Source organism: Propionivibrio sp. (assembly GCF_047602565.1).
GTDB lineage: Bacteria > Pseudomonadota > Gammaproteobacteria > Burkholderiales > Rhodocyclaceae > Propionivibrio.
This window is the reverse complement of record NZ_JASGGX010000001.1, coordinates 3,160,631-3,174,728: the sequence shown is the minus strand read 5'-3', so window position 1 is coordinate 3,174,728 and position 14,098 is coordinate 3,160,631. Positions and strand designations below refer to the sequence as shown.

At 63.9% G+C, this 14,098-nt stretch carries 8 protein-coding genes, 1 tRNA gene and 2 pseudogenes; all 11 read right to left on the bottom strand.

From position 1 onward, the window contains the following. Positions 1 to 3: 3 nt before the first annotated feature. The 11 genes and pseudogenes from rpsL to tuf all read right to left on the bottom strand — a co-directional run bounded on the left by rpsL (position 4) and on the right by tuf (position 14,063). Positions 4 to 381, bottom strand: a complete 378-nt coding sequence (rpsL, locus tag QM701_RS14970; protein ID WP_415167829.1) for a 30S ribosomal protein S12 — start codon at positions 379 to 381, stop codon at positions 4 to 6. A 162-nt stretch (positions 382 to 543) separates the two neighbouring features. Continuing rightward, positions 544 to 4,765: pseudogene (rpoC, locus tag QM701_RS14965) on the bottom strand (DNA-directed RNA polymerase subunit beta'). Between the two features lie 83 nt (positions 4,766 to 4,848). Further along, positions 4,849 to 9,133: pseudogene (rpoB, locus tag QM701_RS14960) on the bottom strand (DNA-directed RNA polymerase subunit beta). 248 nt (positions 9,134 to 9,381) lie between these two features. Next, positions 9,382 to 9,759, bottom strand: coding sequence for a 50S ribosomal protein L7/L12 (rplL, locus tag QM701_RS14955; protein WP_415167828.1), 378 nt, complete (start codon positions 9,757 to 9,759; stop codon positions 9,382 to 9,384). Between the two features lie 64 nt (positions 9,760 to 9,823). Then, the gene (rplJ, locus tag QM701_RS14950) at positions 9,824 to 10,321 is read right to left on the bottom strand and encodes a 50S ribosomal protein L10 (RefSeq protein ID WP_415167827.1); all 498 of its coding nucleotides are present in this window, start codon (positions 10,319 to 10,321) and stop codon (positions 9,824 to 9,826) included. A 272-nt stretch (positions 10,322 to 10,593) separates the two neighbouring features. Then, entirely contained in the window at positions 10,594 to 11,283 is a 690-nt protein-coding gene (gene rplA, locus QM701_RS14945; protein ID WP_415167826.1) for a 50S ribosomal protein L1, read from the bottom strand. A gap of 1 nt (position 11,284) precedes the next feature. Then, entirely contained in the window at positions 11,285 to 11,716 is a 432-nt protein-coding gene (gene rplK, locus QM701_RS14940) for a 50S ribosomal protein L11 (RefSeq protein WP_415167825.1), read from the bottom strand. A gap of 122 nt (positions 11,717 to 11,838) precedes the next feature. Further along, positions 11,839 to 12,372 carry a transcription termination/antitermination protein NusG gene (gene nusG, locus QM701_RS14935; protein WP_415167824.1) on the bottom strand — a complete coding sequence of 178 codons (534 nt, stop codon included), beginning with the start codon at positions 12,370 to 12,372 and terminating at the stop codon, positions 11,839 to 11,841. Then, entirely contained in the window at positions 12,369 to 12,722 is a 354-nt protein-coding gene (gene secE / locus QM701_RS14930; RefSeq protein ID WP_415167823.1) for a preprotein translocase subunit SecE, read from the bottom strand. The genes nusG and secE overlap by 4 nt, the downstream gene beginning before the upstream one ends. 23 nt (positions 12,723 to 12,745) lie before the next feature. After that, a tRNA-Trp gene (locus tag QM701_RS14925) sits at positions 12,746 to 12,821 on the bottom strand. 51 nt (positions 12,822 to 12,872) lie between these two features. Continuing rightward, positions 12,873 to 14,063 carry an elongation factor Tu gene (tuf, locus tag QM701_RS14920; RefSeq protein ID WP_415167822.1) on the bottom strand — a complete coding sequence of 397 codons (1,191 nt, stop codon included), beginning with the start codon at positions 14,061 to 14,063 and terminating at the stop codon, positions 12,873 to 12,875. Between the last annotated feature and the right edge of the window lie 35 nt (positions 14,064 to 14,098).

The following is a 14,098-nucleotide window of genomic DNA, read 5'->3' as shown; positions in this document are numbered from 1 at the left end:
CGATCAAGCCGCCTTCGGGCGCTTCGTGCCGTACTTCGAACGACCCTGCTTGCGGTCCTTGACGCCCTGCGTATCGAGCGAACCGCGCACGGTGTGGTAGCGGACGCCCGGCAAGTCCTTCACCCGGCCGCCGCGAATCAGCACCACCGAGTGTTCCTGGAGGTTGTGGCCTTCGCCGCCGATGTACGAAATGACCTCGAAGCTGTTGGTCAGGCGCACCTTGCACACTTTGCGCAGGGCCGAGTTCGGTTTTTTCGGCGTCGTGGTATAGACGCGCGTGCAGACGCCGCGCTTCTGCGGGCAGTTTTCCAGAGCGGGCACCTTGCTCTTGGCGCGCACCGCTTCACGGGGCTTACGGACCAGCTGGTTGATGGTTGGCATATTTCTATCCCTAAACTCCTGCAGTTTCCGCCTTCGGGGCGGCCTCTGCACAAAAACCAAGGCCACCTGCAGCCGCCTTGGCGAATTTTTTATAACAAGCGTGCGCAATGATTAGCGCACGCTGACAAAGACCGGCGATTCTATGGTCAAACAACGTCCAAGTCAACCGGCGGCGTCTCCTTCGCCATTGCCCGCGGACGCTTCCACGGCCGCGGGAGATTCGCCGCTGATCTCGTGATCGGGCGCCAGATCGACACCCGCGGTGTTGTCCTTGCGCATGCGGTGGTACGCCAGGCCGGTGCCCGCGGGAATCAGGCGTCCGACGATGACGTTCTCCTTGAGCCCGCGCAGTTCGTCGCGCTTGCCCATGATCGCCGCCTCGGTCAACACGCGGGTGGTTTCCTGGAACGACGCCGCCGAGATGAACGAGTCGGTGGACAGCGACGCCTTGGTGATGCCGAGCAGGATCGGCTCGTAGGTCGCCGGCAGCTTGCCGTCCGCGTTGGCCCGGTCGTTCTCGTCGAGCAGGTGCGCTTTTTCGACCTGTTCGCCGCGAATGAACTTGGTGTCGCCCGGATCGAGCACGGTAACGCGGCGCAGCATCTGGCGGACGATGACCTCGATGTGCTTGTCGTTGATCTTCACGCCCTGCAGGCGGTACACGTCCTGGACTTCGTCCGTGATGTAAACCGCCAGCGCCTCGACGCCCTGCAGGCGCAGGATGTCGTGCGGGTCGGGCGCGCCGTCGACGATCATCTCGCCCTTGTTGACCACCTGTCCGTCGTGCACCAGCACGTGCTTGTCCTTCGGAATCAGGTACTCGTGGGCGATCCCTTCGAGGTCGGTGATCACCAGGCGCTGCTTGCCCTTGGTGTCCTTGCCGAAGGAAACCGTGCCGGTGAATTCGGCCAGCATGCCGGCATCCTTCGGGGTGCGCGCCTCGAACAGCTCGGCGACGCGCGGCAGACCGCCGGTGATGTCGCGGGTTTTGGCCGATTCCTGCGGCAAACGCGCGAGCACGTCGCCGACCGAAATGTCCTGCCCGTCGAGCACGGTGATGATCGCGCCGACCTGGAAGGTGATGGTCACCGGATGGTCGCTGCCGTGCATGCGCACTTCGTCGCCGTTGGCGTCGAACAGCCTGACCTGCGGCCGCAGGCCCTTGGTCTGCGCCTTGCCGCCGCGCTTCGGATCGATCACGACCAGCGTCAACAGGCCGGTGACTTCATCGATCTGCTTGGCGACGGTCACGCCTTCCTCGACGTTCTCGAACTTCACCTTGCCGGAGTACTCGGCGATGATCGGGCGGGTGTGCGGGTCCCAGGTCGCCAGCTTGGTGCCGGCCTTGACCTGCTGGCCGTCGGTGACCTGCAGCGTCGAGCCGTAGGGAACCTTGTGCTTTTCGCGCTCGCGGCCGTTGTCGTCGGTGATGACGACTTCGCCGGAACGGGTGATGACGATCTTCTCGCCCTTGGCGCTGGTCACGTAGCGCATCGAAGCGGTGAAGCGCACGATGCCGGCGCTCTTGGTCTCGACGTGGCTGGCCACGGCGGCGCGCGAGGCGGCGCCGCCGACGTGGAAGGTACGCATGGTGAGCTGGGTGCCCGGCTCGCCGATCGACTGCGCCGCGATGACGCCCACGGCCTCGCCGACGTTGACCAGGGAACCGCGGCCGAGGTCGCGGCCGTAGCACTTGGCGCACAGACCGTAGCGGGTATCGCAGGTCAGCGGGGTGCGCACCTTCACTTCGTCGATGCCGAGCTGATCGATGAGATCGCACAGGTCTTCGTTGATCAGGGTACCGGCTTCGATCACCGTCTCGTCGGTTTCGGGATGGATCACGTCGTGCACGCAGACGCGGCCGAGGATGCGCTCGCGCAGCGGCTCGATCACCTCACCGCCCTCGATCAGCGCTTTCATGGTCACGCCGTTCGACGTGCCGCAATCCTCCTCGGTGACGACGAGGTCCTGGGTGACGTCGACCAGGCGCCGGGTCAGGTAGCCCGAGTTGGCGGTCTTCAGCGCCGTGTCTGCCAGGCCCTTGCGCGCGCCGTGGGTGGAGATGAAGTACTGGAGAACGTTCAGGCCTTCGCGGAAGTTGGTGGTGATCGGCGTTTCGATGATCGAGCCGTCCGGCTTCGCCATCAGGCCGCGCATGCCGGCCAGCTGGCGGATCTGGGCCGCCGAGCCGCGGGCGCCGGAGTCGGCCATCATGTAGATGGAGTTGAACGACTCCTGCTTGACCTTGTTGCCGTGGCGGTTGACGACTTCCTCGTGGCCGAGCTGCTCCATCATCACCTTGGCCACCTGGTCGCCCGTGCGGCCCCAGATGTTGACGACCTTGTTGTAGCGCTCGCCGTTGGTCACCAGGCCGTTGGTGTATTGGCCCTCGATCTCTTTGACCTCTTTTTCCGCGGCGGCGATGATTTCGCTCTTCTGCCCCGGCACCAGCATGTCGTCCGAGCAGATGGAAATGCCGGCCCGCGTCGCCAGCCGGTAGCCGTTCTGCATCAGCTTGTCGGCGAAGACCACCGTCTCCTTCAGCCCGCAACGGCGGAAGGAGGCGTTGATCAGCTTGGAAATCTCCTTCTTCTTGAGCGGCTTGTCGAGCACGCTGAACGGCAGCCCCTTCGGCAGGATCTCCGACAGCAGGGCGCGCCCGGCGGTGGTTTCGTAGCGCGTCAGCTTTTCGTCCCAGCCGCCATCGCCGTTCTTCACGTATTCACGGATGCGCACCGAGATCTTGGCGTGCAGTTCGAGCTCGCCGGCGTGCAGGGCGCGGCTGATCTCGGCCAGGTCGGTGAACGCCATCCCCTCGCCCTTGCCGTTGATGCGCTCGCGCGTGGCGTAATACAGGCCCAGCACGATGTCCTGCGAGGGCACGATGATCGGCTCACCGTTGGCCGGGGAGAGTACGTTGTTCGAGGCCAGCATCAGGGTGCGCGCTTCCATCTGCGCTTCCAGGGACAGCGGCACGTGCACGGCCATCTGGTCGCCGTCGAAGTCGGCGTTGAAGGCGGCGCAGACCAGCGGATGCAGTTGGATGGCCTTGCCTTCGATCAGCGTCGGCTCGAAGGCCTGGATGCCGAGGCGGTGCAGCGTCGGCGCCCGGTTGAGCATGATCGGGTGCTCGCGGATGACTTCCTCGAGAATGTCCCAGACCACCGGCTCCTGCATTTCGACCATCTTCTTGGCCTGCTTGATGGTGGTCGCCAGGCCCATGATTTCCAAGCGGTTGAAGATGAAGGGCTTGAACAGTTCGAGCGCCATCAGCTTGGGCAGGCCGCACTGGTGCAGCTTGAGCTGCGGACCGACGACGATGACCGAGCGGCCGGAGTAGTTGACGCGCTTGCCCAGCAGGTTCTGGCGGAAACGGCCGCCCTTGCCCTTGATCATGTCGGCCAGCGACTTGAGCGGGCGCTTGTTGGCGCCGGTCATGGCCTTGCCGCGCCGGCCGTTGTCGAGCAGCGAGTTCGACCGCTTCCTGCAGCATGCGCTTTTCGTTGCGCACGATGATTTCCGGCGCCTTGAGTTCGAGCAGGCGCTTCAGGCGGTTGTTGCGGTTGATCACGCGGCGGTACAGGTCGTTCAGGTCCGAGGTGGCGAACCGGCCGCCGTCGAGCGGCACCAGCGGACGCAGGTCCGGCGGCAGGACCGGCAGCACTTCGAGGATCATCCACTCGGGCTTGATGCCCGACTTCTGGAAGCCTTCGAGGATCTTCAGGCGCTTCGAGAATTTCTTGCTCTTGGTTTCCGACGAGGTGGTTTCCAGCTCCGAACGCAGCAGGTCGACCTCGGAATTAAGATCGATCGAGCGCAGCAGTTCGCGGATGCCTTCCGCGCCCATCGCCGCCTGGAAGTCGTCGCCGTACTCCTCGACCTTGGCCAGGTAGTCGTCCTCGGTCAGCAGCTGCGCGCGGGTCAGCGGCGTCATGCCGGGATCGCAGACGACGAAGGCTTCGAAATAGAGCACGCGCTCGATGTCGCGCAGGGTCATGTCGAGGACCATGCCGAGACGGCTCGGCAGGCTCTTGAGGAACCAGATATGCGCCACCGGCGAGGCGAGTTCGATGTGCGCCATGCGCTCGCGGCGCACCTTGGAGAGCGTCACCTCGACGCCGCACTTTTCGCAGATCACGCCGCGGTGCTTGAGGCGCTTGTACTTTCCGCACAGGCACTCGTAATCCTTGATCGGCCCGAAGATCTTGGCGCAGAACAGGCCGTCGCGCTCCGGCTTGAAGGTGCGGTAGTTGATTGTTTCCGGCTTCTTGACTTCGCCGTAGGACCACGAACGGATCTTGTCCGGCGAGGCCAAGCCGATGGTAATCGCATCGAACTGCTCTTCCTGCGTTACCTGTTTAAACAAATCAAGCAATGCTTTCATTCTTACGCTCCGTTCGGGGAGAACCCAATTTCCTCAAGTCCCGGCCAGTCGCCCGGGACTACTGTACCGATGACCGTTCGCGCTCAATACCGTTCGAGATCGATGTCGATCGCCAGCGAGCGGATTTCCTTGACCAGCACGTTGAACGACTCCGGCATGCCGGCGTCGATCTTGTGGTCGCCCTTGACGATGTTTTCGTACACCTTGGTCCGGCCGTTCACGTCGTCGGACTTGACCGTCAGCATTTCCTGCAGGACGTAGGAGGCGCCGTAGGCTTCGAGCGCCCACACTTCCATTTCGCCGAAACGCTGTCCGCCGAACTGCGCCTTGCCGCCCAGCGGCTGCTGCGTCACCAGCGAGTACGGTCCGGTCGAGCGTGCGTGCATCTTGTCGTCGACCAGGTGGTGCAGTTTCAGCATGTGCATGTAGCCCACCGTCACCTGACGCTCGAAGGACTCGCCGGTGCGGCCGTCGAACAGGGTCATCTGGCCGGATTCGGGCATGCCCGCCAGGCGGAGCATCTCCTTGATCTCCTCTTCCTTGGCGCCGTCGAACACCGGCGTGGCGAACGGCACGCCCGCCTCCAGGTTGCCCGACATTTCGGCAATTTCCCGGTCGCTGAGTTCATCGAGGTCTTCCGGCCGGCCGTTGGTGTTGTAGACCTTGCCCAGGAATTCGCGCAGTTCCTTGACGCTGGCCTGGCGGCGCAGCATGTCGCCGATCTTGAAGCCGAGGCCCTTGGCCGCCAGCCCGAGGTGCACTTCCAGCACCTGGCCGACGTTCATCCGCGACGGCACGCCCAGCGGGTTGAGCACGATGTCGACCGGCCGGCCGTCGGCCATGTACGGCATGTCCTCGACCGGGACGATGCGCGAGACGACGCCCTTGTTGCCGTGGCGGCCGGCCATCTTGTCGCCCGACTGCAGGCGGCGCTTGACCGCGACGTACACCTTGACCATCTTCTGCACGCCCGGCGGCAGTTCGTCGCCCTGCGTCAGCTTCTTGCGCTTTTCCTCGAAGGCCACGTCGAAGTCCTTGCGCGTCTGCTCCAGGCCCTCGCGCAGGGATTCGAGCTGTTGCGCCACGTCCTCGTCGGCCATGCGGATGTCGAACCAGTGGTGCGGATCGATCCCGTCGAGGTAGTCGCGGGTGATCTCGGCGCCCTTGGCCAGGCGCTTCGGACCGCCGTTGGCGCTCTTGCCCACGATCAGCCGTTCGACCCGGGCGAAGGCATCGCGCTCGACGATGCGCAGCTGGTCGGCCAGATCGAGCTTGTAGCCGCGCAGGTGGTCGTCGATGATCGACTGGGCGCGCTTGTCGCGCTCGATGCCTTCGCGGGTAAACACCTGCACGTCGATGACGGTCCCGGCGATGCCCGACGGCACGCGCAGCGAGGTGTCCTTCACGTCGGAAGCCTTCTCGCCGAAAATCGCGCGCAGCAGCTTTTCCTCCGGGGTGAGTTGGGTTTCGCCCTTCGGCGTCACCTTGCCGACCAGCACGTCGCCGGCGTCGACCTCGGCGCCGATGTAGACGATGCCCGACTCGTCGAGCCGCGACAGCTGCGCCTCGCCCAGCGAGGCGATGTCGCGAGTGATTTCCTCCGGCCCGAGCTTGGTGTCGCGCGCGACGACGGTCAGTTCCTCGATGTGGATCGAGGTGAAGCGGTCCTCGGCCACGACCCGCTCGGAGATCAGGATCGAGTCCTCGAAGTTGTAGCCGTTCCAGGGCATGAAGGCGATCAGCATGTTCTGGCCGAGCGCCAGTTCGCCCTTGTCGGTCAACGCGCCGTCGGCCACCACGTCGCCCTTGGCGATGATGTCGCCGACGCCGACCAGCGGCCGCTGGTTGATGTTGGTATTCTGGTTCGAACGGGTGTACTTGACCAGGTTGTAGATGTCGACGCCGACTTCGCCCGGCACCGTCTCTTCATCGTTGACCCGGACCACGATGCGCGAGGCGTCGACGTAGTCGACCTTGCCGCCGCGCAACGCCTGCACCGCGGTGCCCGAGTCGACGGCGACCGTCCGCTCGATGCCGGTGCCCACCACGGGCTTCTCCGGACGCAGGCAGGGCACGGCCTGGCGCTGCATGTTGGCGCCCATCAGCGCGCGGTTCGCGTCGTCGTGCTCCAGGAACGGGATCAGCGAGGCCGCCACCGACACGATCTGGCCCGGCGCCACGTCCATGTAATGCACGCGCTGCGGCTCGGCCAGGATGGTTTCGCCCTTTTCGCGGCAGGTCACCAGCTCGTCGAGCAGTTCGCCGTCCGCGCCCAGCGCGGCGTTGGCCTGGGCGACGATGTAGTTGCCTTCCTCGATGGCCGACAGGTATTCGATCTGGTCGGTCACCTTGCCGTCGACGACCTTGCGGTAGGCGGTTTCCAGGAAGCCGTACTCGTTGGTGCGGGCATAGAGGGCCAGCGAGTTGATCAGGCCGATGTTCGGGCCTTCCGGCGTTTCGATCGGGCAGACACGGCCGTAGTGCGTCGGATGCACGTCGCGCACCTCGAAGCCGGCGCGCTCGCGGGTCAGGCCGCCCGGGCCGAGCGCGGAAACGCGGCGCTTGTGGGTGATTTCCGACAGCGGGTTGGTCTGGTCCATGAACTGCGAAAGCTGGCTCGACCCGAAGAATTCCTTGACCGCGGCGCTGATCGGCTTGGCGTTGATCAGGTCGTGCGGCATCAGGTTGTCCGACTCGGCCTGCGACAGGCGCTCCTTGACCGCACGCTCGACGCGCACCAGCCCGGCGCGGAACTGGTTCTCGGCCAGCTCCCCGACGGAACGCACGCGCCGGTTGCCCAGGTGGTCGATGTCGTCGATGTCGCCGCGGCCGTTGCGCAGGTCGACGAGGATCTTGATGACTTCGACGATGTCCCGGGGCGAGAGCGTCAGCTGTTCGCGCACCTCGCCGACGACGCCGAGGCCCTTGAGCTTTTCCAGCAGCGCGTCGGCTTCCGCTTCGGTCAGGTTCTCCGCGACGGCGCGCACGCCGTAGGTCAACTCGCCCAACAGCAGATCGACCGCTTCCGGGGTGCCGCCGGCGACCTCGACGATGGTGCCCACGATGGCGTCGCGCTTGGCCGGTACGTGCTTGACCATGACCTTGTACTCGACCACGTCCTTGCGCGCCACCCGGCGGTTGAACTTCATCCGGCCGACGGCCGACAGGTCGTAACGCTCGTCCGAGTAGAACAGCCCGTTGAACAGGATTTCGACGGCCTCCTCGGTCGGCGGCTCGCCCGGACGCATCATCCGGTAGATAGCGACGCGCGCGGCCTGCTTGGACGCGGTCTCGTCCGTGCGCAGGGTCTGGGAAATGAAGCCGCCGCGGTCCAGGTCGTTGATGTACAGGGTCTGCAAGGTATCGATGCCGGCCTCGATCAGCTTGGCCAGCAGCGCCTCGGTGATTTCGTCGTTGGCGTTGGCGATGATCTCGCCGGTGCTCTTGTCCACGACGTTCTGCGCCACGATGCGGCCGACGACGAAGTCTTCGAGCACCGAGATCTTCCTGACTCCGGCGGCGTCGAGCTCGCGGATGTGCTTGGCGGTGATCCGCTTGTCCTTGGCCACGATCACCTTGCCGCTGGCGTCGGTGAAGTCGAAACGCGCCACCTCGCCGCGCAGGCGCTCGGGCACGAGATGGAACTCGATGCCCTTCTTGCTGATTTCAAAGGTGTCGAAATCGAAGAACTCGCGGAGAATCTGCTCGGGCGTCAGGCCGATGGCCTTGAGCAGCGTCGTGACCGGCATCTTGCGCCGGCGGTCGACGCGGAAGAACAGGATATCCTTCGGGTCGAACTCGAAGTCCAGCCATGAACCGCGATAGGGAATCACGCGCGCCGAGAACAGCAGCTTGCCCGAGCTGTGCGTCTTGCCGCGGTCGTGCTCGAAGAACACCCCCGGCGAACGGTGCAGCTGCGACACGATGACGCGCTCCGTCCCGTTGATCACGAACGAACCGGTGGTGGTCATGAGCGGAATCTCGCCCATGTAGAACTTCCTGCTCCTTGACTTCCTTGATGGTATCCGGCGACTCGCGGTCGAGGATCACCAGGCGCACCTTGGCGCGCAGGGCCGAGGCGAAGGTCAGGCCGCGCTGCTGGCATTCCTTGACGTCGAACGCCGGTTCGGCGAGCGCGTAGCTGACGAACTCCAGGCGCGCATTGCCGCTGTGGCTGACGATCGGGAAAATCGAGGTAAACGCCGCCTGCAACCCGTGGTTCTTGCGCTGCGCCGGAGGCACCGCCGCCTGCAGGAACGAGGTGAAGGATTCCAGCTGCGTCGCCAGCAAGAACGGAACGTCAAGCACGCTGGCGCGCTTGGCGAAGCTTTTGCGGATACGTTTTTTCTCGGTATAGGAGTAGGTCATGGTCGCTCCGAGCTCAGAAAGCACAATCCTCTAGCAATTTCGCGCCGGTCCGGCCACCCGGAGCGATTGCAACGGACAAACGAAAAAACGAACGGCAGAGCGCGATTCTCCGCCATGCGCATTTGCGTTTATGCGCTACGTGTTACAGATCGATGAAGTCGCCTATGTGACGGAGCAAAATCTACGGTTTCCGGAAAGCACAAAAGGCTGGCAGCCCGAAAGCTGCCAGCCCGCGCGCAAAAGCAGGATTACTTGACCTCGACCTTGGCACCAGCATCCTCGAGCTGCTTCTTGAGGGCTTCGGCATCGGCCTTGGCAATCGCTTCCTTGACGGGCTTCGGGGCGCCGTCAACGAGGTCCTTGGCTTCCTTCAGACCGAGGCCGGTGGCCGCGCGAACGACCTTGATGACTTCGACCTTCTTCTCGCCGGCGCCCAGCAGCATGACCGTGAACTCGGTCTGCTCCTCGACGGGCGCCGCGGCGGCGGCACCGCCTGCCGGACCGGCCACGGCCATGGCCGCGGCGGAAACGCCGAACTTCTCTTCGAACGCCTTGACCAGGTCGTTCAGGTCCATCACCGTCATGCTGCCAACGGCTTCAAGGATGTCTTCTTTGGTAATCGCCATGATTGGTTGCTCCTAGAGTCGGAATATTTTCAGAATTGGATAAGCTCGACCGTCAGCGACGGCCTCAGGCAGCGGCTTCTTCGCGCTGCTTGGCCAGCGCGCCCAGCGCAACGGCAAACCCGCTCACCGGCGCCTTCATCACGCCCAGCAGCTTGGCCAGCAGTTCCTCGCGGCTCGGAATCGCCGCCAGCGACTGCACGCCCGCCTTGTCCATCACCTTGCCGGCGTAGCAGCCCGCCTTCAGGACCATTTTGTCGTTGGTCTTCGCGAAGTCGTTCAATACCTTCGCGGCGGCCACCGGGTCCTCGGAGATGCCATAAATCAACGGGCCCGACATGTGCTCGGCCAGGCCTTCGAACGGACTGCCGGAAACGGCACGGCGCACCAGCGTATTCTTCAGCACGCGCAGATACACGCCGGACTTGCGCGCCTGAGCCCGGAGCTTGGTGAGCTGAGCCACGCCGATCCCCTTGTACTCGGCCACGACGATCGTCTGTGCACCAGCCACTCGCGCCGAAACTTCGGCCACTACGGCTTTTTTGTCATCAAGATTGAGACCCATGGGTCCTTTCTCCATCTCGTCCATCACACGGCACGCCCATTCAGGCATGCCGCACCCACGGCGACCTTTCTCAAGAGCATCGGCGTCGCCTGGCGATCGCCGAAAATCCTGTTCGGGCTCACCGTCTGCGCAGGCTGAAATCACTTAAGCCGCTGGTCGAACTGCACTGCACGGCACCTGCGGTCTTTGACGATCTGCCGGCAACCTGCCCCAGCAGCCCAAAGCACTTCCGGAGCCGCCTTCAGGCCATTGGCCGGCGGCTCCGCTAACTGTCACAACGAGGCGGAATCCACCCGCACGCCCGGCCCCATGGTGCTGGAGACGGCGATCTTGCGCAGGTACTGCCCCTTCGAACTGGCCGGCTTCGCCTTGGTCAAGGCATCGATCAGCGCCTTGAGGTTCTGCTCCAGTTGTTCGACTTCAAAGGACGCGCGGCCGATCGTCGAATGCACGATGCCACCCTTGTCCGTCCGATACTGCACCTGGCCGGCCTTGGCGTTCTTCACCGCGCCGGCGACGTCCATGGTCACCGTGCCGACCTTCGGGTTCGGCATCAGCCCGCGCGGACCGAGGATCTGGCCCAGCTGGCCGACCACGCGCATCGAATCGGGCGTGGCGATCACCACGTCGAAATTGATGGTGCCGCCCTTGATCTCGGCAGCCAGATCGTCGAAGCCGACGATGTCCGCGCCGGCGGCCTTGGCCGCCTCGGCCTTCTCGCCCTGGGCGAAAACGGCGACACGGACGGTCTTGCCGGTACCCGCGGGCAGCACGACCGAGCCGCGTACCAGCTGGTCCGACTTGCGCGCATCGATGCCGAGGCTGACCGCCACGTCGATCGATTCATTGAATTTCGCCGTGGCGAATTCCTTGGTCAGCTTGAGCGCCTCCGCGACCGGGTAATTCTTGTTGCGGTCGACCTTGCCCTGCGCCGCCTTCTGCCGTTTGGTCAAAGCTGCCATGTCAGAGGCCCTCCACGGTGATGCCCATCGAACGGGCGCTGCCGGCGATCGTGCGTACGGCCGCATCCATGTCCGCCGCCGTCAGGTCCGGCATCTTCTGCGTGGCGATGGCCTCGCACTGGGCGCGCGTCAGCTTGCCCACCTTGTCCGTGTGGGGACGCTGGCTGCCCTTCTGGACGCCGGCCGCCTTCTTGATCAGGATGGTCGCCGGCGGCGTCTTCATGATGAAGGTGAAGCTCTTGTCCGCGTAGGCGGTGATCACCACGGGAATCGGCAGGCCGGGTTCCAGGCTCTGCGTCTGGGCGTTGAAGGCCTTGCAGAACTCCATGATGTTGAGACCGCGCTGGCCGAGCGCTGGTCCGATCGGGGGCGAGGGATTGGCCTTGCCCGCCGGCACTTGCAGCTTGATGAAGCCGACAATTTTCTTTGCCACGGTTTTACTCCTTTAAACGGGTACGAACGCGCCGGTCCACGACGCTCCCCAAACAACAAATGCGGCCCGAAGCCGCTCCATCAGGCAAGCCGAGCAAACCGGCCCGCCGCAATCCATCCCGGTCAGGCCTTTTCGACCTGGCCGAACTCCAGTTCGACGGGCGTCGCGCGGCCAAAAATCGTGACCGATACGCGCAGCCGGTTCTTTTCGTAATTGACGTGTTCGACGGACCCATGGAAATCGGTGAACGGACCTTCCTTGACCCGCACGACTTCGCCCGGCTCGAACAACACTTTCGGGCGCGGCTTCTCCACGCCGTCGAGCATTTGCTGCATGATCTTCTCGACTTCCTTCTCGGAAATCGGCGTCGGCTTGTTGGCGGTGCCGCCGACGAACCCCGTCACTTTCGGGGTACTTTTGACGAGGTGCCACGACTCGTCGTTCATTTCCATTTCCACCAGCACATAGCCGGGGAAGAACTTGCGCTCGGAAATGCTTTTCTGGCCCTGCTTCAGTTCGACGACTTCCTCGACCGGCACCAGCACGCGGCCGAACGAATCCTGCATGCCATGACGCTGGATACGTTCCTGGAGCGCGCGCTGCACGCTCTTCTCGAAACCCGAATAGGCATGCACGACATACCAGCGCTTGCTCATGACTTTCTCCATCCCAGAATCAGGTCGTACAGCACCCACTCCAGGCCCTTGTCCGTGAGCCAGAGAAAGGCCGCCATGATGATGACGAAAGCAAACACCAGGCCGGTCGTCTGCAAGGTTTCCTTCTGGGTCGGCCAGACGACCTTCTTCGCTTCGGCCGTCGCCTCCTTGGCAAAGCCGAAGAACTGGCGGCCCGGATCGGTCTGCCAGGCGACCGCGGCACAGAGGCCCACGCCGGCGATCACCGCCAGCACCCGCAGAATCATCGCCTGTTCGGCGAGAAGATAGAAGCCGACCACTCCAGCGACCAGCAACAGCAACGCCAGCGCAAATTTGATTTTATCGGCCATTTCGTCAGCCAGAAATATGATGGTGGCAGGGGCAGAGGGAATCGAACCCCCAACCTTCGGTTTTGGAGACCGACGCTCTGCCAGTTGAGCTATACCCCTGCAGCAGAGACTCCGGCGCCCCCGACTCCGGGAACGCCGTCTGTCAATGTGTTACTCGATAATTTTGGCGACGACGCCGGCGCCGACGGTGCGGCCGCCTTCACGGATGGCGAAACGCAGCCCCTCTTCCATGGCGATCGGGCAGATCAGCTTCACCGTCATCTGCACGTTGTCCCCAGGCATCACCATCTCCGTGCCTTCCGGCAGGGTGATCGCGCCCGTCACGTCCGTCGTCCGGAAATAGAACTGCGGACGGTAGTTGTTGAAGAACGGCGTGTGACGCCCGCCTTCGTCCTTCGACAGAACGTACACTTCGCCCGTGAAGTGGGTGTGCGGGGTGATCGAGCCCGGCCTGGCCAGCACTTGTCCGCGTTCGACTTCTTCGCGCTTGGTGCCGCGCAGCAGCACGCCGACGTTGTCACCCGCCTGCCCCTGGTCGAGCAGCTTGCGGAACATTTCAACCCCCGTACAGGTGGTCTTGACGGTGGGCTTGATGCCGACAATCTCGATTTCTTCGCCCACCTTGACGATGCCCCGCTCAACACGCCCGGTCACCACGGTGCCGCGCCCCGAGATCGAGAACACGTCTTCGATCGGCAGCAGGAACGGCTTGTCCACCGCCCGCTCCGGCGTCGGAATGTAGCTGTCCAGCGCGTCCGCCAAGGCCAGGATCGAGCCTTCGCCCAGTTCGTCCGTGTCGCCGTTCAGCGCCTTCAGCGCCGAGCCCTTGACGATCGGAATGTCGTCGCCCGGGAATTCGTACTTCGACAGCAGTTCGCGCACTTCCATTTCGACCAGCTCGAGCAGTTCGGCGTCATCCACCATGTCGCACTTGTTCATGTACACGATGATGTACGGCACACCCACCTGGCGCGCCAGCAGGATGTGTTCCCGCGTCTGCGGCATCGGGCCGTCCGCCGCCGACACCACCAGGATCGCGCCGTCCATCTGCGCCGCACCCGTAATCATGTTCTTCACGTAGTCGGCGTGTCCCGGGCAATCCACGTGCGCGTAGTGCCGCGTCGCCGTCTCGTACTCCACGTGCGCCGTGTTGATCGTGATGCCCCGGGCCTTCTCTTCCGGCGCCGCGTCAATCTGGTCGTAGGCCTTCGCCTCGCCCCCAAACTTCTTCGACAGGATCGTCGTGATCGCCGCCGTCAGGGTCGTCTTCCCATGGTCCACGTGACCAATCGTGCCGACGTTTACGTGCGGCTTCGTACGCTCAAATTTTGCCTTAGCCATGCCGGTACCTCAAACGTTAGAAGTTAAAAATCCCG